Here is a 23,178-nt window from a genome sequence, read left to right on the forward strand (position 1 = left end):
AAGGAAATGCCATGAGTGCCAACGTCGATTTCAACCAGCGCCCCGATTACGATCCGGAGCTTCAGGCGATTGCGGATTACGTGCTCGACTATCGCATCGAAAGTCGGGAAGCGCTGGATACCGCGCGGCACTGCCTGATGGATACGCTGGGATGCGGGCTGTTGGCACTGCGTTTTCCGGAATGCACCAAACATTTGGGCCCGCTGGTAGACGGTACGATCGTTCCCCATGGGGCTCGGGTACCCGGCACGCAGTTTCGACTCGATCCCGTGAAGGCGGCCTGGGATATCGGCTGCATCATCCGCTGGCTGGATTATAACGATACCTGGCTGGCGGCGGAGTGGGGGCATCCCTCCGATAATCTCGGCGGCATTCTGGCAGTGGCCGATCATCTTTCCCAGCAGCGCCTGGCAAAGGGCGAACAACCGCTGACCCTTCGCGATGTACTCGATGCCATGGTCATGGCCCACGAGATACAAGGCGTGCTGGCGCTGGAGAACTCGTTCAATCGTGTAGGTCTGGATCACGTCGTGCTGGTCAAGGTGGCATCGACGGCTGTGGTCGCCAAGCTGATGGGCGCCAACCGCGAGCAGCTGCTCTCGGCGCTATCGCACGCTTTCGTCGACGGGCAGAGTCTGCGCACTTACCGTCACGCACCTAACGCCGGATCTCGCAAGAGCTGGGCGGCAGGGGATGCAACGTCCCGGGCGGTCAGGCTGGCCGATATGGCGATGCGGGGCGAAATGGGCATCCCGGGCGTGCTTTCCGCGCCGCAGTGGGGGTTCTACGATGTCCTGTTCAGCAAGACCAACAAGGATCAGGCGATCAAGCCCGAGGCCGAGCGCGCTTTTCGTGTATCTCAGCCCTACGGGACTTACGTGATGGAGAACGTCCTGTTCAAGATCAGTTTCCCGGCGGAGTTTCATGCCCAGACCGCGGCCGAAGCAGCCGTCGCGCTGCATCCCTTGGTGCGCGATCGCCTGGACGAGATCGAACGGATCGTGGTGACCACGCATGAATCTGCCATCCGCATCATCTCCAAAGTGGGGGAGCTCGCCAACCCTGCCGACCGGGATCACTGCCTGCAGTATATGGTCGCCGTGCCGCTGGCGTTCGGTGATTTGACCGCCGAGCACTACGAGGACGACTTCCATCGGGCGCACCCCGTCATCGACCTCCTGCGTGACAAGATGGAGATCGTGGAAGACGAACGATACAGCCTTGAATACCACCAGGCGGACAAGCGCTCCATCGCTAACGCCATTCAGGTCTTCTTCAATGACGGAACGCACACTGACCGGGTGGCGGTGGAATATCCCTTGGGGCATCGACGTCGACGAGAGGAGGGGATTCCCCTGTTGAAAGAGAAGTTCCGCCGTAACCTGGCAACGCGCTTTCCTGCACAACGTTGCGAGCGGATACTCGCCTTGTATGAAGATGTCGCGCGGCTCGAATCGATGCCGGTCGATACTTTCCTGGAACACTGGACCATCTGACGAAAGAAGGCCTCGAGATGACCGTTTGATGACGGCTGGCTCACGTTGCCAACTTTTTCTTCATTCAGGGGTTGCCAAGCGGGCCGCTGGTCCGTAAAGTACGCATCCGCTGACGCCGAGACAGGGTTTCGGAGGCAGCGGAGAAGAAAGCCAAGCGTTTGATTTGATTGAAGAAATCGGTTGACGCAAGGCGGTGAAGCCGGTAAGATCGCTTCCCAGTTCTTCGAAGGATCGGCTCCACCCAGCTTGACCGGAGCCAGCGGGATTCAACGAAAAAAGATGTTGACATCGCCGCCAAGATCCTTAAAATACGCCACTCCTTACGGCGGCCAAGAAAACAAGCGCTGACAAGCACTTGGGGCCGACGGCAGAAGCAAAGCGCTTCGAGTAGGGACGCTCTTTAACAATCGATCAGGTAATTGATGTGGGCGCTTGTTCTCGCGTGACAGCCAGTCACGACATATCGAGGCAAGCGACTCGTCAAGATTCGTTTGACCTTGAACCAAGTTTGGTCCGCTTTTCTACTCGTTTTTCGGAGCGAGAGAAGTAAGGACTATCAGACTTTAAACTGAAGAGTTTGATCATGGCTCAGATTGAACGCTGGCGGCAGGCCTAACACATGCAAGTCGAGCGGCAGCACGGGGAGCTTGCTCCCTGGTGGCGAGCGGCGGACGGGTGAGTAATGCATAGGAATCTGCCCGGTAGTGGGGGATAACGTGGGGAAACCCACGCTAATACCGCATACGTCCTACGGGAGAAAGCGGAGGATCTTCGGACTTCGCGCTATCGGATGAGCCTATGTCGGATTAGCTAGTTGGTAAGGTAACGGCTTACCAAGGCGACGATCCGTAGCTGGTCTGAGAGGATGATCAGCCACACTGGGACTGAGACACGGCCCAGACTCCTACGGGAGGCAGCAGTGGGGAATATTGGACAATGGGCGAAAGCCTGATCCAGCCATGCCGCGTGTGTGAAGAAGGCTTTCGGGTTGTAAAGCACTTTCAGCGAGGAAGAAAGCCTCTGGGTTAATACCCCAGAGGAAGGACATCACTCGCAGAAGAAGCACCGGCTAACTCCGTGCCAGCAGCCGCGGTAATACGGAGGGTGCGAGCGTTAATCGGAATTACTGGGCGTAAAGCGCGCGTAGGTGGCTTGGCACGCCGGTTGTGAAAGCCCCGGGCTCAACCTGGGAACGGCATCCGGAACGGCCAGGCTAGAGTGCAGGAGAGGAAGGTAGAATTCCCGGTGTAGCGGTGAAATGCGTAGAGATCGGGAGGAATACCAGTGGCGAAGGCGGCCTTCTGGCCTGACACTGACACTGAGGTGCGAAAGCGTGGGTAGCAAACAGGATTAGATACCCTGGTAGTCCACGCCGTAAACGATGTCGACTAGCCGTTGGGACCTTTAAGGACTTAGTGGCGCAGTTAACGCGATAAGTCGACCGCCTGGGGAGTACGGCCGCAAGGTTAAAACTCAAATGAATTGACGGGGGCCCGCACAAGCGGTGGAGCATGTGGTTTAATTCGATGCAACGCGAAGAACCTTACCTACCCTTGACATCCAGAGAAGTTGGCAGAGATGCCTTCGTGCCTTCGGGAACTCTGAGACAGGTGCTGCATGGCTGTCGTCAGCTCGTGTTGTGAAATGTTGGGTTAAGTCCCGTAACGAGCGCAACCCTTGTCCTTATTTGCCAGCGAGTAAAGTCGGGAACTCTAAGGAGACTGCCGGTGACAAACCGGAGGAAGGTGGGGACGACGTCAAGTCATCATGGCCCTTACGGGTAGGGCTACACACGTGCTACAATGGCCGGTACAAAGGGTTGCGAGACCGCGAGGTGGAGCGAATCCCAGAAAGCCGGCCTCAGTCCGGATCGGAGTCTGCAACTCGACTCCGTGAAGTCGGAATCGCTAGTAATCGTGAATCAGAATGTCACGGTGAATACGTTCCCGGGCCTTGTACACACCGCCCGTCACACCATGGGAGTGGACTGCACCAGAAGTGGTTAGCTTAACCTTCGGGAGAGCGATCACCACGGTGTGGTTCATGACTGGGGTGAAGTCGTAACAAGGTAGCCGTAGGGGAACCTGCGGCTGGATCACCTCCTTAAACGATTAGCTTAGCGTGGTTCAAGCGCTCACAATCAATTACCTGATCGGCCAGAGCAAGACTGTTTGGGTCTGTAGCTCAGTTGGTTAGAGCGCACCCCTGATAAGGGTGAGGTCGGCAGTTCGAGTCTGCCCAGACCCACCAAATTTTATCCAGTTCCACGTTATTTCGTGACTCGCATAGCAGGCTATGCGTCGCCCCGAAATGCCTCGATCTGAATAAAATTAAACAGATCAAATAAAAGAGAAAGTCTTCTTGGTTCTTTTTACGATCTGTCTATCCGGGGCCTTAGCTCAGCTGGGAGAGCGCCTGCCTTGCACGCAGGAGGTCAGCGGTTCGATCCCGCTAGGCTCCACCATTCTCTCGCGGCAACTCGAGAGACAAGCACAACCCGACAGTCTGACCATAAGTTTTAAGCTATACGCTTGACGTGACGATGAAACACTCGTGACAGCAAGCTTACAGCTTAGAGCTTATCGCTCTAAACGCTCTTTAACAATTTGGATCATGCTGACAGTTCTTCTCTCTAGAGAAGAGCGAAACGAGATACGTCTCAAGCGTATCCGGCAATTGTCGAATGATTAATCACTGACCAGACTCCTTCGGGTTATATGGTCAAGCGATTAAGCGCACACGGTGGATGCCTTGGCAGCCAGAGGCGATGAAGGACGTTGTAGCCTGCGATAAGGTTCGGTGAGGTGGCAAACAACCTGCGACCCGGACATTTCCGAATGGGGAAACCCATCCAGCACAAGCTGGATATCCCACACTGAATCCATAGGTGTTGGGAAGCGAACCGGGAGAACTGAAACATCTAAGTACCCCGAGGAAAAGAAATCAACCGAGATTCCCCCAGTAGCGGCGAGCGAACGGGGAGTAGCCCTTAAGCATGTGACTGGTTAGACGAACGCGCCTGGAAAGGCCGGCCATAGTGGGTGATAGCCCCGTAGTCGAAAACCTGAATGTGTGAAATCGAGTAGGTCGGGGCACGTGAAACCCTGACTGAACATGGGGGGACCATCCTCCAAGGCTAAATACTCCTGGCTGACCGATAGTGAACCAGTACCGTGAGGGAAAGGCGAAAAGAACCCCGGAGAGGGGAGTGAAATAGATCCTGAAACCGTGTGCGTACAAGCAGTGGGAGCAGACTCGTTCTGTGACCGCGTACCTTTTGTATAATGGGTCAGCGACTTATATTCAGTGGCGAGCTTAACCGTATAGGGGAGGCGTAGAGAAATCGAGTCTTAACTGGGCGACCAGTCGCTGGATATAGACCCGAAACCGGGCGATCTATCCATGGCCAGGGTGAAGGTTGAGTAACATCAACTGGAGGCCCGAACCCAAGTATGTTGAAAAATGCTGGGATGAGCTGTGGATCGGAGTGAAAGGCTAATCAAGCTCGGAGATAGCTGGTTCTCCTCGAAAGCTATTTAGGTAGCGCCTCACGTATTACCGCCGGGGGTAGAGCACTGTTTCGGCTAGGGGCCCATCCCGGGTTACCAACCCGAGGCAAACTCCGAATACCGGTGAGTAGAGCGTGGGAGACACACGGCGGGTGCTAACGTCCGTCGTGAAAAGGGAAACAACCCAGACCGTCAGCTAAGGCCCCCAAATTCTGGTTAAGTGGGAAACGATGTGGGAAGGCATAGACAGCTAGGAGGTTGGCTTAGAAGCAGCCATCCTTTAAAGAAAGCGTAATAGCTCACTAGTCGAGTCGGCCTGCGCGGAAGATGTAACGGGGCTCAAACCAGATGCCGAAGCTACGGGTTCATCCTCTGGATGAGCGGTAGAGGAGCGTCGTGTAAGTCTGTGAAGGTGTGTTGAGAAGCATGCTGGAGATATCACGAGTGCGAATGCTGACATGAGTAACGACAAGGGGAGTGAAAAACTCCCCCGCCGGAAGACCAAGGTTTTCTGTTCTATGCTAATCAGAGCAGAGTGAGTCGGCCCCTAAGGCGAGGCCGAAAGGCGTAGTCGATGGGAAACGGGTTAATATTCCCGTACCGGATGTGATTGCGATGGGGGGACGAAGAAGGCTAGGTGAGCCAGGCGTTGGTTGTCCTGGTGAAAGTCAGTAGGCTGAGGACTTAGGCAAATCCGGGTCCTCAAGGCCGAGAGACGAGACGAACGGACTACGGTCCGGAAGTCATCGATGCCACGCTTCCAGGAAAAGCCTCTAAGCTTCAGATCACATGCGACCGTACCCCAAACCGACACAGGTGGTCAGGGTGAGAATCCCAAGGCGCTTGAGAGAACTCGGGTGAAGGAACTAGGCAAAATGGCACCGTAACTTCGGGAGAAGGTGCGCCGGCTTAGGGTGAAGGACCTCGCGTCCCGAGCTCGAACCGGTCGAAGATACCAGGTGGCTGCAACTGTTTATTAAAAACACAGCACTCTGCTAACGCGTAAGCGGACGTATAGGGTGTGACGCCTGCCCGGTGCCGGAAGGTTAATTGATGGTGTTAGCCCTCGGGCGAAGCTCTTGATCGAAGCCCCGGTAAACGGCGGCCGTAACTATAACGGTCCTAAGGTAGCGAAATTCCTTGTCGGGTAAGTTCCGACCTGCACGAATGGCGTAATGATGGCCACGCTGTCTCCACCCGAGACTCAGTGAAATTGAAATCGCAGTGAAGATGCTGTGTACCCGCGGCTAGACGGAAAGACCCCGTGAACCTTTACTATAGCTTCACACTGGACGCTGATGTTGCTTGTGTAGGATAGCTGGGAGGCTTGGAAACCCGGACGCCAGTTCGGGTGGAGCCAACCTTGAAATACCAGCCTGGCATCATTGGCGTTCTAACTTGGCACCGTGATCCGGTGTGAGGACAGTGTGTGGTGGGTAGTTTGACTGGGGCGGTCTCCTCCGAAAGCGTAACGGAGGAGCACGAAGGTACCCTCAGCACGGTTGGAAATCGTGCATTGAGTGCAAGAGCATAAGGGTGCTTAACTGCGAGACAGACACGTCGAGCAGGTACGAAAGTAGGTTCTAGTGATCCGGTGGTTCTGTATGGAAGGGCCATCGCTCAACGGATAAAAGGTACTCCGGGGATAACAGGCTGATACCGCCCAAGAGTTCACATCGACGGCGGTGTTTGGCACCTCGATGTCGGCTCATCACATCCTGGGGCTGAAGTCGGTCCCAAGGGTATGGCTGTTCGCCATTTAAAGTGGTACGCGAGCTGGGTTTAGAACGTCGTGAGACAGTTCGGTCCCTATCTGCCGTGGGCGTTGGAGATTTGAGAAGTGCTGCTCCTAGTACGAGAGGACCGGAGTGGACGCACCTCTGGTGTTCCGGTTGTCACGCCAGTGGCATCGCCGGGTAGCTATGTGCGGACGGGATAACCGCTGAAAGCATCTAAGCGGGAAGCCTTCTTCAAGATGAGATCTCCCCGAGACCTAGAGTCTCCTAAAGGGTCCAGCAAGACTAGCTGGTTGATAGGCACGGTGTGGAAGCGCTGCAAGGCGTTGAGCTAACGTGTACTAATGCCCCGTGAGGCTTGACCATATAACCCCAAGGGGTTTACGGCACCGGTACGATGCGTACCGCGTGCGATCGGTGATGATCACCGACAGACTGGATACGCCCTGTCTTGAAGAGCAGACAGGCGAGACGTGTCTTGGTCAGCATGATCCGAATCGGTCGGGATGAGGGCAAATTGCAGTCACGCCACGCATCCCGACGTCAGTTTTGCCTGACGACCATAGCGAGTGGGAACCACCTGATCCATGCCGAACTCAGTAGTGAAACCGCTCAGCGCCGATGGTAGTGTGGGGTCTCCCCATGTGAGAGTAGGTCATCGTCAGGCATCTATCCCAAACCCCAGCCCAACAAGGCTGGGGTTTTTTTATGCCAGACTTTTTTGAAACGATCACCAGATTTTTGAAACGAGTACCAGCTTAGCGAGGCGATTGTGAATCGAGTGCCCAACGAATGGCTGCTGTATTGTCGGGCCGGTTTCGAGCCCGACCTGGCGGCTGAAATCACAGCCCGTGCACACGAACTCGATGAGCCGGGGCAGGTCGTGGCGGTCGAAAGCAACAGCGGTTTCGTTCGTTGGCAGAGTCACGATTCCCGGCCAGCCAACGGTATCCATCGTGAGTTGCCGTTGATGTCTTTGGTATTCGCCAGGCAGTCACTGGTTGCTTTCGAGCCGTTGTCACTCTCCCGCGATGACCGGATCTCGCCCGTCGTGGAGCTGATCAAGGAAAGCGGCTGGAATTTCGAGTCCATCTGGCACGAGACGCCTGATACCAATGAAGGCAAGAGCCTGTCACGTTTGGCCAAATCCTTGAGTCGCCCTCTGGAAAGCGCTATGAAGCGAGGTGGCGGTTTGCGGCGGAAAGCTGGTGGGCGTCGACTGCATCTGTTCTGGCTGGCAGGCGACGCCGTGCAGATAGGGATGAGCTTCCCCGGCAATCGCAGTGAACATCCGGGGGGCGTCCTGCGTCTTCGTCATCCGGCGGATGCCCCGAGTCGTTCGACGCTGAAGCTCGAGGAGGCCTGGCATACCTTCGTGCCGAAAGAGGCCTGGGAGTCACGCCTGCATGAAGGCATGCAGGCCGTGGATCTCGGCGCGGCGCCGGGTGGCTGGACGTACCAGCTGGTTCGTCGAGGCATGTTCGTCTATGCCATCGATAACGGGCCCATGGCGCCTGGTCTGATGGCCACGGGGCAGGTCGAGCATCTGCGTGAAGACGGATTCGTGTGGGAGCCCCCGTACCGGCTCGATTGGCTGGTCTGCGATATCGTCGACAAGCCGATGCGCGTCATCGACATGGTCGAACGATGGCTGATCAAGCGTTGGTGTCGCGAGGCGATATTCAACCTGAAACTGCCGATGAAAAAGCGCTGGGAAGAGGTTCAGCGCTGCCTGACACGGCTTGAGGTAAAGCTGAAGACGGAGGGCATAGAAGCTGATATCGCCTGTCGCCATCTGTATCATGATCGTGAAGAGGTCACCGTTCACGTTCGGCTGAAAGGAGAGCGATGATGATTGCGCGAGGGAGCCATGAGTAACGCTGAATCGATGCGAAGTGAAACGCTGGATACGAGCGGGCTCTACTGTCCGGAGCCGATCATGCTGATGCATAACAAGGTACGTGACATGTCGGCGGGCGACATTCTCGATGTCATCGCTACCGACCCCGCCACGACCCGCGATATCCCCAAATTCTGCAGCTTTCTGGGGCACGAGCTTATCGAGCAATCCGAGGTCGAAGGAGAGTACCGCTATCGCATTCTGCTGGGATGAAATAGCGGTTCGTTCGATCGATACACTTCAAGCCGGGCCGATCAGTTGTCCGGCATGACCATCAAGGCCAACGCTTCCAGCGTGTCCGGATCTTCGTTTCGAATGCGATTGGCGATATTGCGCTGAAAAAAATAGAGCGTCTGATGACGGCTCTTGCCCGGGTAGAGACACTCATCACCCATCAGCACGGGAAGCGATGTCGCCTGGCCCTCATCGACCAGCATCGCATCGACGGTTCCATCGCTGTAGAGATGCCATCCAAAAATCTGCTTGAGCTGCCAAGGTTTGCCGTCTTCGTCCATGCATAGCGCATGGGTACCCTGGGTTTCCGGAAGTTGCTGAGTCAGAGAGACTTCCGGTGTCTCTTCGTAATCGAAGTAGGCTGCCGCGTGCGCCAACTCGACGATCTTGTGTTCGGGCGCGTCGTGAAATATCTCGTGAGTCTCGGGATCCCGGTAGCCAACGAAGTGACCATACTCGGGATCATCCAGTTCATGGCACGACGCCAACGACTCCATCCAAGGTATCAGGCCGACGACTTCGTCGTCTTCACGCAGGCCCCATGCCAGCAGCGGCATCCCGTACAGCGTATCGGGGTCTGAGGCGAGGTAGTAAAGCATTTCCAGACCATCGAGCTCGGGCGACAACCGGACCAACCGCTTCCTGGCTCTCAGCCGATGCCTCATGGTTTCCAGATCAATGATCTGCGCAGATCGAGGGGAAAGTGGGACACCCATGGCTACCCTCCTGGTCGGCAATGTCTCGGCTTGAGGCATGGTGCCAGTATTAGCATAGCCATGAAGGGCCTGTTAAGCCCCGGGTTAAACACGATGGGGATTATTTCAGGTTTCCATCCGTTGACGTCGGCTGACGCGCCATAGTCGCCAGGCCAGCAGCAGCGCTGCCGAGGTCAGCCCGGCATTGAGGCCGATCCAGTAACCATAGACCCCCAGCGAATCGAACGCACCCTCCAGCCCTCGACCCAGTAGGTGGCCGCAACCCAGGCCGACGAACCAGTAGGAAAACAGCGTGATGCCCATGACCACCCGAGTATCCTTGTACCCGCGCAAGGCGCCAGCCAGATTGACCTGAAGCGAATCCGAAATCTGGAACATCATGGCCAGCAGGATCAGCGACATGGCCAAGGTCCGCACTTCGGGATTGGCGGTATAGAGCGATACCACAGGCGCCGCCAGCAACCAGATCAGCAGACTGTTGAACAGCGCCAGAGCAAAGCCGACACCAATACCGTTCCAGGCAACGAAGCGGGCTTCTGCATTGTTGCCGGCGCCCAGTCGGTTACTGACCCTGACGGTCAACGCCATGCTCAGCGACAGCGGCAGCATGAACAGAATCGACGTCACATTGAGGGCGATCTGGTGCGCGGCTACCGTGATCTCGCCGAGATAGGCGACCAGTAGCGTGATCACGGTGAACAGGGTGACCTCGAAAAAAATCGCCAGACCAATCGGCAGGCCGATATACAGGAGTTCGGCGATGTCTCTCCAGCATGGCAGAGTCGGAGATACCCAGAGCGTCACTGGTGCGTAGGCACGGCTTCGTGCCGTATACCAGATCATGCCCAGGCACATGGCCCACATGGAGATGGCTGTCGCGATACCGCAGCCGAACGCGCCCAGAGCAGGCAGTTGCTGTAGAAAGAGCGGAATGTCGTCGCCCAGCAGCTCGGTCAGGCCGGGGCCGCCGTAGATCAACACGAAGTTGCCGGGAATATTCACGGCCAGCCCGAGAAGGCTCATCCACAATGCCGGACGAGTATGGTGCATGCCGTCGGAGAAGGCGCGCAGCGCCTGATAGAGCGCCACGGCCGGGATACCGAAAGCCACCGCTTTCAGGTATTCGATCGCCAGGCTGGCGACATCGGTGGGTATTTCCATCAATTGGAAGATGGCTTTGCCGCCGAAGGTCATGATCAGCGCGCTGAAACATCCGAGTACCAAGGCTACCCAAAGCGCCTGGTGAACCTTCCCGCGCACCTGGTCGAAACGTTCCGCGCCTGCGCGATGGGCGACGATCGGAGTGACGCCCATTAACGTCCCGGTCATCAACAGCATCAAGGGCACCCACAGACTCGCGCCCACCGAGACGGCTGCCAGGTCGGTGGCACTGGCCCGCCCCGACATGATCACATCCGATGCACTCATGCCGGCCTGTGCCAGCTGCGCGCCACAGATCGGCAGGCCCAGGCGTACCAGGCTCGCAGTCTCTTTTCGACAGCGATAAAAACGATGGGCGGTCGACGACACGAAGCGCTCCTTGACCGAACGGGCAGGGCGGCGATTCTAGCAGGAGTCGATCGCCAGCGCTCGGCGACCGAGGTGAACTTACGTATACTCCGGCGCAGTTCTGGAGGCGTTCATGATTCATGACATCGACGATCTGATTCATCTGTTCGACGGCGTATTCGCCGACCGCTATCGCACGCGGCTGGTTCGCGGAGAGGATGAACCCATTTACCTGCCTGCGGATGCCCGGCACGATCATCATCGGATCGTGTTCGCTCATGGTTTCTTTGCCAGCGCGCTGCATGAAATCAGCCACTGGTGTATCGCCGGCGAGAAGCGTCGCCAGCTCGAGGACTATGGCTACTGGTATGAACCGGATGGACGCGACGCCCGCCAGCAGAAAGATTTCGAGCGGGTGGAGGTCGCGCCCCAGGCATTGGAGTTGCTGTTCAGCGAAGCGTGCGGAAAACCATTCCAGGTCAGCGTCGACAATCTCGATGGCGTCGAGGTCGATCGACAGGCTTTCAGCAGGAAAGTCTCTGCGCGAGCAGCCCGTTATCTTAGTGAAGGCATGCCGCTACGCGCCCAGGCCTTGATCGACACGCTCGGTATCTTTTATGCAGGAACGGGCGGGATCCCGGAAGCCGTCGCCGCCGGGCGGCGACGGCTCGACGCGAACGATACTACTCGTCCCGCTGGATCAGCCGCTGATGCAGGTAGAGCATGACCTGTACCTCGTGCTCCGGACGCAACGGCTCAAGACCCATTTCCCCGAAGAGCTCGTTGCGGGCGCGGGCCCATTCGCCGGGCTCGAGGTCGGGGTAGAGCATCGAGGCGGGCGCCAGCTCGACGAAGGGATCGACGCCGAAGTCATCGAACATCATCGATAGCGCCGCTTCGTCATCCTGAACGCCAGCGGTATAGAGCGTCTCGCTGAAATGATCGTTCTCCAGCTCCCTGAGGACGTCGAGAGGACTGATGCCCAGGTGGCGGAGTTCGTCGAGATCATAGCCGCCGAGCGACAGTAGTTCGTCTTCCAGCCATTCGTCGTCAGGCTGGATCAGGGTATTCTTGACCTGGCCGTTGGGCAGTGCCCAGGCGATGGCCAGTGGCAGCGAGTTGTCGCCACCTGTCTCGACAGCGATGAATCCGGGATAGTTCGTCATTCGCCAGCGACCTCCTCGATCCGAAAGAAACGCTTGGCCGTCAGCGTGGTCTGTCGTGCCAGCTCGGCCTCGGTCGTGCCGCGCCAGTGAGCCAGCTCTCTCACTATCCAAGGTAGCAGAGCCGGCTCGTGGCGGCGTCCTTTTATCTTTGCCGGCAGATTGCGGGGCAGCAGGTAAGGGCAATCGGTTTCCACCATCAGGCGGTCGTCGGGAATATCGGCGACGAATTCGCGAAGATGATGGCCCCGACGCTCGTCGCTCAGCCAGCCGGTCTGCCCGATGTGCAGATCGAGATCGAGATAGCCGTGGAGTGTCTCCCTGTCGCCGGTGAAGCAGTGGACGATGGCGTCGCTGAGCCGGTCTCGCCATTCCCGCAGCATTTCCAGCATCCGGCGGCCGGCGTCACGTTCATGGAGAAACACGGGTAACCCCGTCTCCGCCGCCAGGGCCAGTTGCGCTTCCAGTGCGCGTTCCTGATCCGTATGCGATGAAAAATTGCGATGGAAATCGAGACCGCATTCGCCCACGGCGACCACGGTTTTCTGGCGATGGAGCTCGCGCATCGCCTGTTCCAGCTCGGAGGTCCAATCGGCAGCATGATGAGGATGCAGCCCCGCCGTGGCATGGAGACCCGCGAAACGGGTTGCCAGCTTTGCTGCCTGGGTAGCGCCCTCGAGATCGGCGCCAGTGATCACGAGCGTCGTGACATTGGCCTCGGTCGCCCGAGTCAGCGTGGCCTCGAGATCTCGGTCGAAGCTTTCGTGCGTCAGGTTGGCCCCGATATCGACCAGTGGCACCGGGGAAGTGATGCGTAACGCTTCCGGCAGCGGAGAACCGCCGTTCGCGGATTCATGCGGGGACGTGTCGCTCACGCGGCACTCCTCTTGGTCAGTGAATGATGAGTCGATGAAATGTCAGTCGATGCAGGTATCGACGGGCATTGTAAAGCGCCGGACGCCAACGGCGAAGCGTGGGCCAATCCATTTCGGCGAGTTTGGTCGAGCAAGGTACAATGCCAGCCAGACGACACGTTTCTTCAGAAGCACGTTCGGCAAGACACGCTCGGCAAGACATGACCGTCACCATTTCGAAGTTTCACGATCGCGAGGTCCTACGTGGCTCTGCTACGCCTTGAACAACTGCAACTCGCCTACGGGCACCATACGCTGCTCGATGGCGCCGACCTGGTCATCGAGAAGGGAGAGCGCATCGCGCTGGTCGGGCGTAACGGCACCGGCAAGTCGACGCTGCTGAAACTGATCGCGGGCGATAATCAGGCCGACGATGGCCATATCTGGCGCGCGCCGGGTCTCAAGATCGGCGTTCTCGAACAGGCGCTGCCGGACGCCGACGAGGCGACGATCTTCGAAGTCGTCGCCCAGGGGCTGCCCGAAACCGGAGACTTGCTGGCCGAGTATCACCGTCTCGTGGCGATGGCCGAGCCGGACATGCGACGGCTGGAGACGCTGCAGACGCGTCTGGAAGCCCAGGACGGCTGGTCTTTCCATCAGCGTATCGACACCGTGCTGACCCGACTGGGGCTGCCGGCCGACGCCATGATGAGCGGCCTCTCGGGTGGCTGGCGCCGGCGGGTGGCACTGGCGCGCGCCATGGTGGCCGGGCCCGATCTGCTGCTGCTCGACGAGCCGACCAACCATCTCGACATCGATACCATTACCTGGCTCGAAGAGCAGCTTCTGGCATTCGACGGCGCCGTCCTGTTCATTACCCACGACCGCGCCTTTCTTTCGAAGCTGGCGACCACGATTCTGGAGCTCGATCGTGGTCGCCTGGGTCGTTATCCCGGCGATTACGCCACCTACCAGGCACAAAAGACGCACGAGCTGGAAGTCGAGGCGCGCGAACGTGCCGAGTTCGACAAGAAACTGGCGCAGGAAGAAACCTGGATTCGCCAGGGCATCAAGGCGCGCCGAACCCGCAACGAAGGCCGGGTCCGGGCGCTGGAAAAGATGCGCAACGAACGCTCCCAGCGGCGCGAGCGCCAGGGCAAGGCATCGTTCCAGGTGGATAGCGGCGAACGCAGCGGCAAGCGCGTCGTCGAGCTGCAGGGGGTGACGCACTACTACGCGGAGGCCTGCATCATTCGCGACCTGTCGCTGGAGATTCAGCGCGGCGATCGCATTGGTCTGATCGGGCGCAACGGCGCCGGCAAGACCACGCTGCTCAAGATTCTGCTGGGCGAGCTCGAGCCCAGCGAAGGCAGCGTGCGCATGGGCACCAACCTGTCGGTCGCCTATTTCGACCAGCTGCGCGCGGGGCTCGAGCTGGACAAGAGCGTCTACGACAACGTTGCTCAGGGCAGCGACAAGGTGACGGTCGCGGGCAAGGACAAGCACGTCATCAGCTACCTGCAGGACTTCCTGTTCACACCGGAGCGCGCACGACAACCGGTCAAGGCGCTGTCCGGCGGCGAGTCCAACCGTCTGCTGCTGGCCAAGCTCTTCACCCAGCCTGCCAACGTGTTGGTGCTGGACGAGCCGACCAACGATCTTGACGTGGAAACCCTGGAGCTGCTGGAAGAGCTTTTGCTCGACTTCGAAGGCACGCTGCTGCTGGTCTCGCATGACCGCGCGTTCATGGACAACGTGGTCACCGACGTGCTGGCGTTCGAGGGCGATGGCATCGTGCGCAGCTACGTGGGCGGGTATACCGACTGGGTCCGACAGGGCGGGCGGCTACCGCCGGCACCGTGGGAGTTGGCCGAGGCACGCAAGGCGCAGGAAAAGCTGGCCGAGCGGCAGGCGGCATCCACGCAATCGACGAAGAGCGAAAGCGACAAGCGGCGCCAGAAGCTCTCCTACAAGCTGCAGCGGGAGCTGGACTCGTTACCGGCAACGATCGAATCGCTGGAGGGCAAGATCGCGACGTTCGAGGCCCAGATGGGCGAGCCGGACTTCTACCAGCAGGACAGCGAGACCGTCACTGCGGCCATCGAGGCGCTTTCGGCAACCCAGGCCGAGCTGGATCGGGCAATGGAGCGCTGGATGGAGCTGGAGGCGATGGCGGAAGGAGAGGACTAGTCGCCGCTCGCGGCGGCAGGATGCGCCTTGCCCATCGCGGGCAAGGCGCATGATTCAGCGGGAGACGAGACCGGTCGCCATTACTCTTCCGTTTCGCCATCCTTGCCGACGCGAACCGCCAAAACGTCACACTCTGCGCCATGCAGAACGCCGGTCGATGTCGACCCCAGCAACAGCGCGAAGCCGTGGCGACCATGGGAGCCCACGACGATCAGGTCCACATCGTGCTCCTTGGCAAAGCGCTGAATTTCGGTATCCGGCATGCCGACCACGATATGCTGGTCTTCACGAGGAATGTCGTAAGGATCGGAGATATCGGCCAGTCGCTGCGTGGCGTGTTCGTCGAGCTGATCCTGGATGCTCGTCAGATCCATCGGGATATCGCCGCCGTAGGCGAATCCCAGGGGTTCCAGCGTGTGGATGATCGAGAGCTTGGCTTGGTTCCGGCGTGCGATGGGAATCGCGCGTTCCAGGACTTTATGCGAATCCTTGGTCAGATCCACGGCAACCAGCACGTGATGGTATTCGTTGCTCATCGGGTAACCCCCCGTTCGGCGAATGAACATGGATAACTGTAAGCGCGCCTCATGAGCGGCACAACGCAATTTTCGATAATGGCCTGCGGTCAGGCGCCGCAGGCGATCATCAACCATGCGCTTTCGCGACGCAACGTGATGTAACCGGTAGAGTGCACGGTGGCGCCTCATCCCTTGGTCGTAATCAGGCGGAACGGGGTCGCGAAAGTGTCGGTCGAAACAGGAGTGAAAACGTCATGGCGGTGCTGGGGTTTCTGTTGGTTGCCGTGCTGCTGATTCTGTCACCGATGGTGTGGCTGCGGCCGAGCCGAGGCGAGTCCAACCGCGGGCAAATGCGTCGGCACGTCAAGGCCAACGGCGGGGAGTTGAACTTTACCAAGGCGCCACTGGCGATGCCGAACGTGGCGCTGACCGGTTATCGGCTGCGATACCCGGGAACGAAGCCGGGCAGCGATTTCACACTGATTCGTAACGATGTCGCCAGCGAAGCACTGGAAGCGGCAACGGATCAGTGGCGCTGGCGCCAGGCGCCGCTGCCATCGCTGGATGCCGAGCGTCTGCGGGCGCTCAAGCAGTGGCTGGACGGATTGCCGACGGACGCCCTGATCGTCGAATCCGGCCAGCATACGATGTGCATCTGGTGGCAGGAGGCGATGAACTTCGAACGGTTTCCGCAGGAGTGGACGAGCTGGCTGGCAATGCGGGATACCCTGGCTGGCAGCGGCAGAAACGTCGAGGTGCCGAACAAGCCTCGGTAGTGGTTCATCGCTTGAGTGATGCATTGCTTGAGTGGCGCACCGCTTGCGGCGCGGTGCGTTTGGTCGTGATCGTGGCGGAGTGTTCAGGCCGGTGCCTGCTCCCGCCTCAGTTGGACTTGGCCTGCTCGGACTGGCGCTGTAGTTCCAACCCGTTTTTCTCGATGCGATCCAGCATGCTTTCGAAAGCATCGATCTCTTCCGGCGTGAACCCGCCGAGCATTTCATCGCGTACCTCGGTGACGATCTCCTCGATCTTTTCCAGTAGCGGTGTTGCCTCTTCCGTCAGATGAAGGCGCTTGGTACGGCGATCTTCGGCGCAAGGGCGGCGCTCGATCAGATTCTGCTCGGCCAGCTGGTCCAGCGTGCGCACCAGCGAGGGCGCTTCCACGCCGATGGCTCGCGCCAGATCGCATTGGGCCTGACCTCCACCCATGTTGCGCAGATTCCAAAGCGTCACCCAGCGTGTCTGGGTCAAGCCCAGTGGCGCCAAGCGTTCATCGATGACGGCGCGCCAGAGTCGTGGCAGGCGTGCCAGTTTAAAGCCGATATGCTGTGCCATAGCGGATTACCTGAATCGTGAACGTCCTAACATTCTCCAAAGCGCCACAGGATAATGCAAGCCACAATGATTGGCGATTAGTCGGCTTGCTCATCGTGGCTTCCCAAGGCATGGCGGATGTTCCAGCCGGGGATGCCCAACGGGCGCTGGATGTTACCATCGGCCGTCGAGGCTTCGTCACCTTCGGCCACCGTGAACCGTACGCTACCGATGCGCTGGCCGGTCTGCGTGACCACGTCCACTTGCCAGCGGCCTTTCAGGTCAGCGGAGAAATTCTGCTTGTGGGTCCAGGCTCGATAGCCCTGGTCGCGCCCGCCGTGAATGACCAGCGCGATGCGTTCGACGACATCGCCCTCATGACGCCAGACGTGATAGACCTTCTCGCGCAGCCCGCGGGGGGCTCGTATCGCCGTGTAGACATAGAGGCCGCGCGAGCGCAGTGCCTGCGGCGTCAGCGTCATGCTGCCGCTGGGCTCGCGGGCTGCCGTGTCGAATCCGGGAGAGAGGGCGCTGCCGGACAGCCACAGCGTCGCTGGCGGTATCCAGGTCCGTCCTGTCCAGGCAATGCCACCCAGAACGATCAGCAGCCCCGCCATGGCGAGCCAGCGGACGACGCCGCCGGGTTTGAGCAGGCCCATGACGCTAGGCAGGCTGAAGAACATCATCGCCAGAATCGACAGTATCAGGCTCTCTCCCGTGGTCAGGCTCAGCATGATGGGCAGCGTGACCAGCATCACCACGAACACGCACAGCGCATGGAGCAGGAAGTAGAGCCAGCGATGACGGTTGGACAAGCCGAAATACAGAGGGTCCAGAATGGCGAGAATCGAGCAGACGATCAGGAGTCCGGTGAATACGGCCTGGCCGCTGGTCCAGATCGTCGTGGCGAGAAAGAACGGTAGACAGAAGAACAGTGTCTCCTGATGCACCATCTGTGCGATGAACGTCGCCGCCGCGCGGGGCAGTGCGGCATTGCGTCCTCGTCGCGACAGCCATTTGCTGGCAATACCTTCGACGATCAACAGGGCCCAGGTCAGCACCAGCCCCAGGGCAAGCACGGCCCCCAGCCACTGTTGCCGATCGACCAGGAAAAACCCCAGCAAACCCAGTACGAAAGCGATAGGTGGCCAGACCCAGTGATAGCGGCGTAAACGAGCGACAAGCGGTTCCAGACGAGCCGCTGTCGAAGGTATCGTGGGGTCTTTCATGGCCACGGGCCAGGCTCCTGCGAGTGATTGTCAAGGCGCCAACCTGTCTGTTTCCCGAAACGAGGAGAGGCCGACAGGCAGGCGGGGGACATTCTAGCGGGTGAGGCATCACTTTGCGCGAAGATGCCAGCAGACAGAGCCGGGCCGCCGGTAGTCTACGCTGGGATGAGAGCCGGTGCGGCAGGCCGAGACTTTGGTTGAGCTTGACGAGCCCACTCGCGCGCCTCAAGCTCCCGGTATTCAAACAGTCGTATGATTCGCCTCGTAGATGCCAGCACGGGGCGCTTTCGCAGCCATGGCACGGAGATTTCTCATGCTCTATCAAGGCGATGCCATCCGGGTCGAGCGTCAGGACGGCGATCTCGCGCTCCTGACGTTCGATCTCAAGGATGAGGCGATCAACAAGCTTTCATCTTCGGTCATCGGTGAGTTGTCGCAAGCCGTCGAGGCGCTGGAAAGTGAGGCCGGGCTCATGGGGCTCGTCATTGCCAGCGCCAAGGACGTGTTTATCGTCGGTGCCGATATCACCGAATTTCATGCCATGTTCGCCAAGGACGAAGCGTTCCTGGTCGACATGAACACGCGGATTCATGCGCTGTTCAATCGCATCGAGGATCTGCCGTTCCCGACCGTCACCGCGCTCAACGGTCTGGCGCTGGGCGGTGGCTGCGAACTCGGATTGACCACCGATTTCCGCGTCATGGCGGAAACGGCACAGATCGGGCTGCCCGAAACCAAACTGGGCATCGTGCCGGGGTGGGGCGGTTGTGTCCGGTTGCCGCGACTGATCGGTGCCGACAATGCCATCGAGTGGATTGCCGGCGGCTCGCAGAACGATGCCGCCACGGCTTTCAAGGTGGGCGCCGTCGACGCCGTTGTACCGCAGTCCCAGTTGCTGGCGGCGGCCCGGGACATGATCGACAAGGCCAATGCCGGGGATTTCGATTATCGTGCCCGCCGGACCGAAAAGAGCTCGCCGCTGAAGCTCAATGCGGTCGAGCAGATGATGGCGTTCGAGACCGCAAAGGGTTACGTGGCCGGGAAGGCCGGTCCGCATTACCCGGCGCCGATCGAGGCGATTCGTGTCATACAGAAGGGCGCAGGCGAAGAGCGCGAACGTGCCCAGGCGATCGAAGCGCAAGCCTTCGCCAAGCTGGCCAAGACCGATGTCTGCTACAACCTGGTCGGTCTGTTCATGAACGACCAGGCCGTCAAGAAAAAGGCCAAGCAGTACGAGAAGGATGCCAAGGCGGTCGAGCAGACTGCGGTGCTCGGGGCGGGCATCATGGGCGGCGGCATCGCCTACCAGAGCGCCTACAAGGGCACGCCGATCCTGATGAAGGACATCAAGACCGAGGCGATCGAACTCGGCCTGAAGGAAGCCCGCAAACTGCTGACCAAGCAGCTCGAGCGCGGCAAGCTCAGCCAGACGCGAATGGCCGAAGTGCTGAGCAACATTCGTCCGACGCTCTCCTACGGCGATTTCGGTGCGGTCGATCTCGTGGTCGAAGCCGTGGTCGAGAATCCCCGGATCAAGGAAGCGGTACTTGCCGAAGTAGAGGCCCAGATCGCGGACGACACCATCCTGGCATCCAACACCTCGACCATCTCCATCGACCGGCTGGCGGCCAATCTCAAGCGGCCCGAGAACTTCTGCGGCATGCACTTCTTCAACCCGGTGCACCGGATGCCGCTGGTCGAAGTCATTCGTGGTGCCAAGACCTCCGACGCCGCGGTCGCCGCGACAGTGGCCTACGCCCGCCAGATGGGCAAGACGCCGATCGTCGTCAACGACTGCCCGGGATTCCTGGTCAATCGCGTCCTGTTTCCCTACTTCGGTGGCTTCAGCGGCCTGGTCGAGCATGGCGTCGACTTCGAGCGTGCAGACAAGGTGATGGAGCGCTTCGGTTGGCCGATGGGGCCCGCCTATCTGCTCGATGTCGTCGGCATCGATACCGCCGTGCATGCCAGCGAGGTAATGGCCGAAGGCTTCCCCGATCGTATGGCCCACAATGGCAAGTCCGCGATTCAAGTGATGCTGGACAATCAGCGGCTCGGCCAGAAGAACGGCAAGGGCTTCTACGTCTACGAGGAAGACAAGAAGGGCAAGCCGAAGAAAACCCATGACGACGAGGCTCACCGGCTGGTCGCCGGGGTCGTTCGTGAAACGCGGGAACTGTCCGACGACGAGATCATTGCGCGAATGATGGTGCCGCTGTGCATGGAGACGGTGCGCTGTCTCGAGGACGGCATCGTCGGGTCGCCGGCCGAGGCCGACATGGCGCTGATCTACGGCATCGGCTTCCCGCCGTTCCGCGGTGGTGCGCTGCGTTACATCGATGCCATGGGCGTGGCCGAGTTCGTGGCGGTAGCGAAACGGCTCGCCGGCGAACTGGGCGCGCTGTATGCGCCGACGGCGCGACTCGAGGAAATGGCCGCCAACGGCGAGCGCTTTTACCCTGACGCCAGCGACCGCTGAGCCCACCACCAACCGGAGTCACAGTCATGAGTTTGAAAGCAAGAGATGCCGTGGTGGTCGATGCCGTACGCTCACCCATGGCCAAGGTCAAGAACGGCGCCTTTCGTCACGTCCGCGCCGAGAATCTCTCCGCTGCCGTGATGCAGGCGCTGTTCACTCGCAACACGAAGCTCGACCCTGCCTGCGTCGACGACATCCTCTGGGGTTGCGTCAACCAGACCCTGGAACAGTCGATGAACATCGCGCGCAATGCCGCCATTTTGACCGGCATCCCGCGTTCGGTGCCGGCGCAGACTATCAATCGCCTGTGCGGATCGTCGATGAGCGCGCTGCATATCGCGGTGGCCAACATTCGCGCCGACATGGGCGACTGCTACCTCATCGGCGGGGTCGAGCACATGGAGCACGTGCCGATGGATCACGGCATCGATGTCAATCCGGCGGTCAGCAAGAGCACTGCCAAGGCGGCGATGATGATGGGCTTGACGGCGGAACTGCTGGGCAAGATGCACGGGGTGACTCGCGAACAGCAGGACCAGTTCGGGCTGCGTTCTCATCGACGCGCCAGCGAGGCCAACCGTCAAGGCTATTTCGACAACGAGATCGTGCCGATCGAGGGACACGATCAGCAGGGCTACCGCAGTCTGATCAAGCACGACGAGGTGGTACGCGAAGACGCCAGTCTCGAACAGATGGCATCGCTCAAGCCGGTGTTCGATCCCAAGAACGGCACGGTGACCGCGGCGACCTCGTCGGCGCTCTCCGTTGGCGCTTCGGCGCTGATGGTGATGAGCTACGAGCGGGCGAAATCTCTGGGACTGGAGCCTCTGGCGAAAGTCGTCTCGACCGGCGTGGCCGGCTGTGATGCCTCGATCATGGGGTATGGCCCGGTTCCGGCGACGCAGAAGGCGCTGGCAACCGCCGGTCTCAAGATCGGGGACATCCAGACAGTCGAGCTCAACGAAGCCTTCGCGGCACAGTCGATCCCGGTGCTGAAGGATCTCGAACTGCTCGATCGGCTGGACGAGGCGGTCAACCTGCATGGTGGCGCCATCGCGCTCGGCCATCCGCTGGGCTGTTCCGGGGCGCGTATCTGCACCACCTTGCTCAACGTCATGCGTCAACAGGACACCGCGATGGGCCTGGCGACGATGTGTATCGGCATGGGGCAGGGCATCGCTACAGTGTTCGAGCGCGTGTAGGTGCGAATCCACGTGCAGGATGCCAGTCGTAGCCGGTAGCCAATCGAAACCGGTAGCCAATCGACGATCGCCGCCTCGTCCATGCGAGGCGGCGTTTTTCGTGGATTCGAGTGAACGTAACCGGGTCCTGGTGACAAGCTCAGTCGAGGAAATGCAGCCGATCGCTGGCGATACGCGCCTTCGACCCGTAGCGCCAAGGCAGGTTGTCGCGCCCGTGGCCGACAGGAAGCCCTGCGTAGAGCGGCAGGCCACGGGGCGCCAGCCAGGTCTCGAACAGCGTCTCGATCTCGAGATCCCCGTAGGGGGCGCAATTCTCGAAAGTGCCGATGCAGACGGCGGCGGCGGCGTCCAGCGCACCGGAATGGACCAGTTGCCACAGATCGCGCTCGAGCCGGTAGTAGGGCTCGCCAACGTCTTCCAGAATCACAATCGCCCCGGGTGGCGCGCGAAACGCCAGCGAGGTGCCGGCAACGCTGGCCAGGGTCGCGAGATTGCCGCCGACGAGCGGCCCTTCGATCGCCGCCGCCGAAGCGGCCGAAACAGGCGTCAACGCCACGCTCTCCGGCGACCGGCCCTCGAGCAGCCCGAGCAGGGCACCGAAATCGCGATGGCTCGCGGCGCGAAGGTCGGCGTCATCGCTGGCGAGTTTTACGCCCTCTTTCATCACCGGGCCATGGATGGCCGGCAAGCCGTGGCGATGGCACTGATCCAGCAGCACGCTGAGATCGGAATAACCGATCAACGGCTTGCGAGAGAGCCGGTTCCAGTCGATTTCGGTCGCCAGGTGGGCGCAGCCATAGCCGCCGCGAACGGCCCAGACGGCATCGGTGTCGGGATCGGCGTAGGCATCGTAGAGCGTCTGAAGGCGATGCTCGACGCTCCCGGCCAGATAGCGCCGTTGATCCTGTAGCCGATCGGGAAAGCGAACGGCGATACCGAACGGCTGCAAGGCCCGGGCGGCTTGTTCCAGCACATCGGGTCGGGTGAAGGAGGCAGGAGCGATCAGGCTGAAAGTCGGAGACATGGGTAACGGCTTCACGAAGTCGGGCGAGTGAATGATGACGTTTTGCACGTTACGCCAGCACGGCGCCCGATGCTACCAGCTGATTTCTTTCCCCGGTCTGACGCC

16 protein-coding genes, 2 tRNA genes and 3 rRNA genes are annotated in these 23,178 nt (G+C 59.8%); 13 read left to right on the plus strand and 8 right to left on the minus strand.

Features of this window, described 5'->3' with window-relative positions:
* The first annotated feature begins 11 nt into the window (after window positions 1-11).
* From prpD to tusA, 8 genes are all read left to right on the plus strand, one after another.
* The gene (gene prpD / locus R5R73_RS08290) at window positions 12-1,496 is read left to right on the plus strand and encodes a 2-methylcitrate dehydratase (protein ID WP_322529408.1); all 1,485 of its coding nucleotides are present in this window, start codon (window positions 12-14) and stop codon (window positions 1,494-1,496) included.
* A gap of 565 nt (window positions 1,497-2,061) precedes the next feature.
* Window positions 2,062-3,602, plus strand: a 16S ribosomal RNA gene (locus R5R73_RS08295).
* 67 nt (window positions 3,603-3,669) lie between these two features.
* A tRNA-Ile gene (locus R5R73_RS08300) sits at window positions 3,670-3,746 on the plus strand.
* A 138-nt stretch (window positions 3,747-3,884) separates the two neighbouring features.
* Window positions 3,885-3,960: transfer RNA gene (locus R5R73_RS08305), tRNA-Ala, on the plus strand.
* A 255-nt stretch (window positions 3,961-4,215) separates the two neighbouring features.
* Window positions 4,216-7,107, plus strand: a 23S ribosomal RNA gene (locus R5R73_RS08310).
* Between the two features lie 186 nt (window positions 7,108-7,293).
* Window positions 7,294-7,408 (plus strand): 5S ribosomal RNA (gene rrf / locus R5R73_RS08315).
* The 16S, 23S and 5S rRNA genes sit together here with 2 tRNA genes alongside, the layout of an rRNA operon.
* A 102-nt stretch (window positions 7,409-7,510) precedes the next feature.
* Window positions 7,511-8,593 (plus strand): 23S rRNA (cytidine(2498)-2'-O)-methyltransferase RlmM, encoded by a 1,083-nt coding sequence (rlmM, locus tag R5R73_RS08320; RefSeq protein ID WP_322529575.1) that lies wholly within the window; start codon window positions 7,511-7,513, stop codon window positions 8,591-8,593.
* Between the two features lie 18 nt (window positions 8,594-8,611).
* A complete protein-coding gene (gene tusA / locus R5R73_RS08325; RefSeq protein ID WP_110633329.1) occupies window positions 8,612-8,854 on the plus strand; it encodes a sulfurtransferase TusA in 243 nt (80 codons plus the stop codon).
* Between the two features lie 41 nt (window positions 8,855-8,895).
* Here tusA and R5R73_RS08330 read toward each other — a convergent pair whose 3' ends face one another.
* Both R5R73_RS08330 and R5R73_RS08335 read right to left on the minus strand, forming a co-directional pair.
* Window positions 8,896-9,591 (minus strand): hypothetical protein, encoded by a 696-nt coding sequence (locus tag R5R73_RS08330; RefSeq protein ID WP_110633326.1) that lies wholly within the window; start codon window positions 9,589-9,591, stop codon window positions 8,896-8,898.
* 105 nt (window positions 9,592-9,696) lie between these two features.
* Window positions 9,697-11,121 carry an MATE family efflux transporter gene (locus R5R73_RS08335; protein ID WP_322529409.1) on the minus strand — a complete coding sequence of 475 codons (1,425 nt, stop codon included), beginning with the start codon at window positions 11,119-11,121 and terminating at the stop codon, window positions 9,697-9,699.
* A 112-nt stretch (window positions 11,122-11,233) separates the two neighbouring features.
* Here R5R73_RS08335 and R5R73_RS08340 point away from each other — a divergent pair, with 112 nt between their 5' ends.
* The gene (locus tag R5R73_RS08340; RefSeq protein WP_322529410.1) at window positions 11,234-11,827 is read left to right on the plus strand and encodes an elongation factor P hydroxylase; all 594 of its coding nucleotides are present in this window, start codon (window positions 11,234-11,236) and stop codon (window positions 11,825-11,827) included.
* Here the strand turns inward: R5R73_RS08340 and R5R73_RS08345 are convergent.
* Both R5R73_RS08345 and R5R73_RS08350 read right to left on the minus strand, forming a co-directional pair.
* Window positions 11,784-12,266, minus strand: a complete 483-nt coding sequence (locus R5R73_RS08345; RefSeq protein WP_071230348.1) for a hypothetical protein — start codon at window positions 12,264-12,266, stop codon at window positions 11,784-11,786. The genes R5R73_RS08340 and R5R73_RS08345 overlap by 44 nt on opposite strands.
* Complete coding sequence (locus R5R73_RS08350) at window positions 12,263-13,138, minus strand: TatD family hydrolase (RefSeq protein ID WP_322529411.1); 876 nt, start codon at window positions 13,136-13,138, stop codon at window positions 12,263-12,265. The genes R5R73_RS08345 and R5R73_RS08350 overlap by 4 nt, the downstream gene beginning before the upstream one ends.
* Before the next feature lie 243 nt (window positions 13,139-13,381).
* Here R5R73_RS08350 and R5R73_RS08355 point away from each other — a divergent pair, with 243 nt between their 5' ends.
* On the plus strand, window positions 13,382-15,307 hold the full coding sequence (locus R5R73_RS08355; RefSeq protein ID WP_322529412.1) for an ATP-binding cassette domain-containing protein: 1,926 nt from the start codon (window positions 13,382-13,384) through the stop codon (window positions 15,305-15,307).
* Window positions 15,308-15,387: 80 nt separating this feature from the next.
* On the opposite strand, the gene R5R73_RS08360 is transcribed toward R5R73_RS08355, so the two are convergent.
* Window positions 15,388-15,843: a universal stress protein gene (locus R5R73_RS08360; protein ID WP_071230430.1), complete on the minus strand. Its 456-nt coding sequence runs from the start codon at window positions 15,841-15,843 to the stop codon at window positions 15,388-15,390.
* Between the two features lie 236 nt (window positions 15,844-16,079).
* Here R5R73_RS08360 and R5R73_RS08365 point away from each other — a divergent pair, with 236 nt between their 5' ends.
* Window positions 16,080-16,601 (plus strand): hypothetical protein, encoded by a 522-nt coding sequence (locus R5R73_RS08365; protein ID WP_322529413.1) that lies wholly within the window; start codon window positions 16,080-16,082, stop codon window positions 16,599-16,601.
* Window positions 16,602-16,707: 106 nt separating this feature from the next.
* Here R5R73_RS08365 and slyA read toward each other — a convergent pair whose 3' ends face one another.
* Together slyA and R5R73_RS08375 are read right to left on the minus strand one after the other, a co-directional pair.
* Window positions 16,708-17,160, minus strand: coding sequence for a transcriptional regulator SlyA (gene slyA, locus R5R73_RS08370; RefSeq protein ID WP_322529414.1), 453 nt, complete (start codon window positions 17,158-17,160; stop codon window positions 16,708-16,710).
* Between the two features lie 77 nt (window positions 17,161-17,237).
* Entirely contained in the window at window positions 17,238-18,368 is a 1,131-nt protein-coding gene (locus R5R73_RS08375) for a DUF5924 family protein (protein WP_322529415.1), read from the minus strand.
* 313 nt (window positions 18,369-18,681) lie between these two features.
* On the opposite strand from R5R73_RS08375, the gene fadB reads away from it, so the two are divergent.
* Complete coding sequence (gene fadB / locus R5R73_RS08380) at window positions 18,682-20,847, plus strand: fatty acid oxidation complex subunit alpha FadB (protein ID WP_322529416.1); 2,166 nt, start codon at window positions 18,682-18,684, stop codon at window positions 20,845-20,847.
* Window positions 20,848-20,873: 26 nt separating this feature from the next.
* Window positions 20,874-22,049 (plus strand): acetyl-CoA C-acyltransferase FadA, encoded by a 1,176-nt coding sequence (fadA, locus tag R5R73_RS08385; protein WP_322529417.1) that lies wholly within the window; start codon window positions 20,874-20,876, stop codon window positions 22,047-22,049.
* A 139-nt stretch (window positions 22,050-22,188) separates the two neighbouring features.
* On the opposite strand, the gene R5R73_RS08390 is transcribed toward fadA, so the two are convergent.
* Complete coding sequence (locus R5R73_RS08390) at window positions 22,189-23,073, minus strand: LD-carboxypeptidase (RefSeq protein ID WP_322529418.1); 885 nt, start codon at window positions 23,071-23,073, stop codon at window positions 22,189-22,191.
* Window positions 23,074-23,178 lie beyond the last annotated feature (105 nt).

The organism is Salinicola sp. LHM, from assembly GCF_034479735.1.
Taxonomy (GTDB): Bacteria; Pseudomonadota; Gammaproteobacteria; order Pseudomonadales; family Halomonadaceae; genus Salinicola; species Salinicola salarius.

Bases quoted from the DNA above. Each gene is read 5' to 3' on its own strand.
- prpD (WP_322529408.1), top strand. From the start codon at position 12: ATGAGTGCCAACGTCGATTTCAACCAGCGCCCCGATTACGATCCGGAG.
- tusA (WP_110633329.1), top strand. From the start codon at position 8,612: ATGAGTAACGCTGAATCGATGCGAAGTGAAACGCTGGATACGAGCGGG.
- R5R73_RS08330 (WP_110633326.1), bottom strand. From the start codon at position 9,591: ATGGGTGTCCCACTTTCCCCTCGATCTGCGCAGATCATTGATCTGGAA.
- R5R73_RS08340 (WP_322529410.1), top strand. From the start codon at position 11,234: ATGATTCATGACATCGACGATCTGATTCATCTGTTCGACGGCGTATTC.
- R5R73_RS08345 (WP_071230348.1), bottom strand. From the start codon at position 12,266: ATGACGAACTATCCCGGATTCATCGCTGTCGAGACAGGTGGCGACAAC.
- R5R73_RS08360 (WP_071230430.1), bottom strand. From the start codon at position 15,843: ATGAGCAACGAATACCATCACGTGCTGGTTGCCGTGGATCTGACCAAG.
- R5R73_RS08365 (WP_322529413.1), top strand. From the start codon at position 16,080: ATGGCGGTGCTGGGGTTTCTGTTGGTTGCCGTGCTGCTGATTCTGTCA.
- slyA (WP_322529414.1), bottom strand. From the start codon at position 17,160: ATGGCACAGCATATCGGCTTTAAACTGGCACGCCTGCCACGACTCTGG.
- R5R73_RS08375 (WP_322529415.1), bottom strand. From the start codon at position 18,368: ATGAAAGACCCCACGATACCTTCGACAGCGGCTCGTCTGGAACCGCTT.
- fadB (WP_322529416.1), top strand. From the start codon at position 18,682: ATGCTCTATCAAGGCGATGCCATCCGGGTCGAGCGTCAGGACGGCGAT.
- fadA (WP_322529417.1), top strand. From the start codon at position 20,874: ATGAGTTTGAAAGCAAGAGATGCCGTGGTGGTCGATGCCGTACGCTCA.
- R5R73_RS08390 (WP_322529418.1), bottom strand. From the start codon at position 23,073: ATGTCTCCGACTTTCAGCCTGATCGCTCCTGCCTCCTTCACCCGACCC.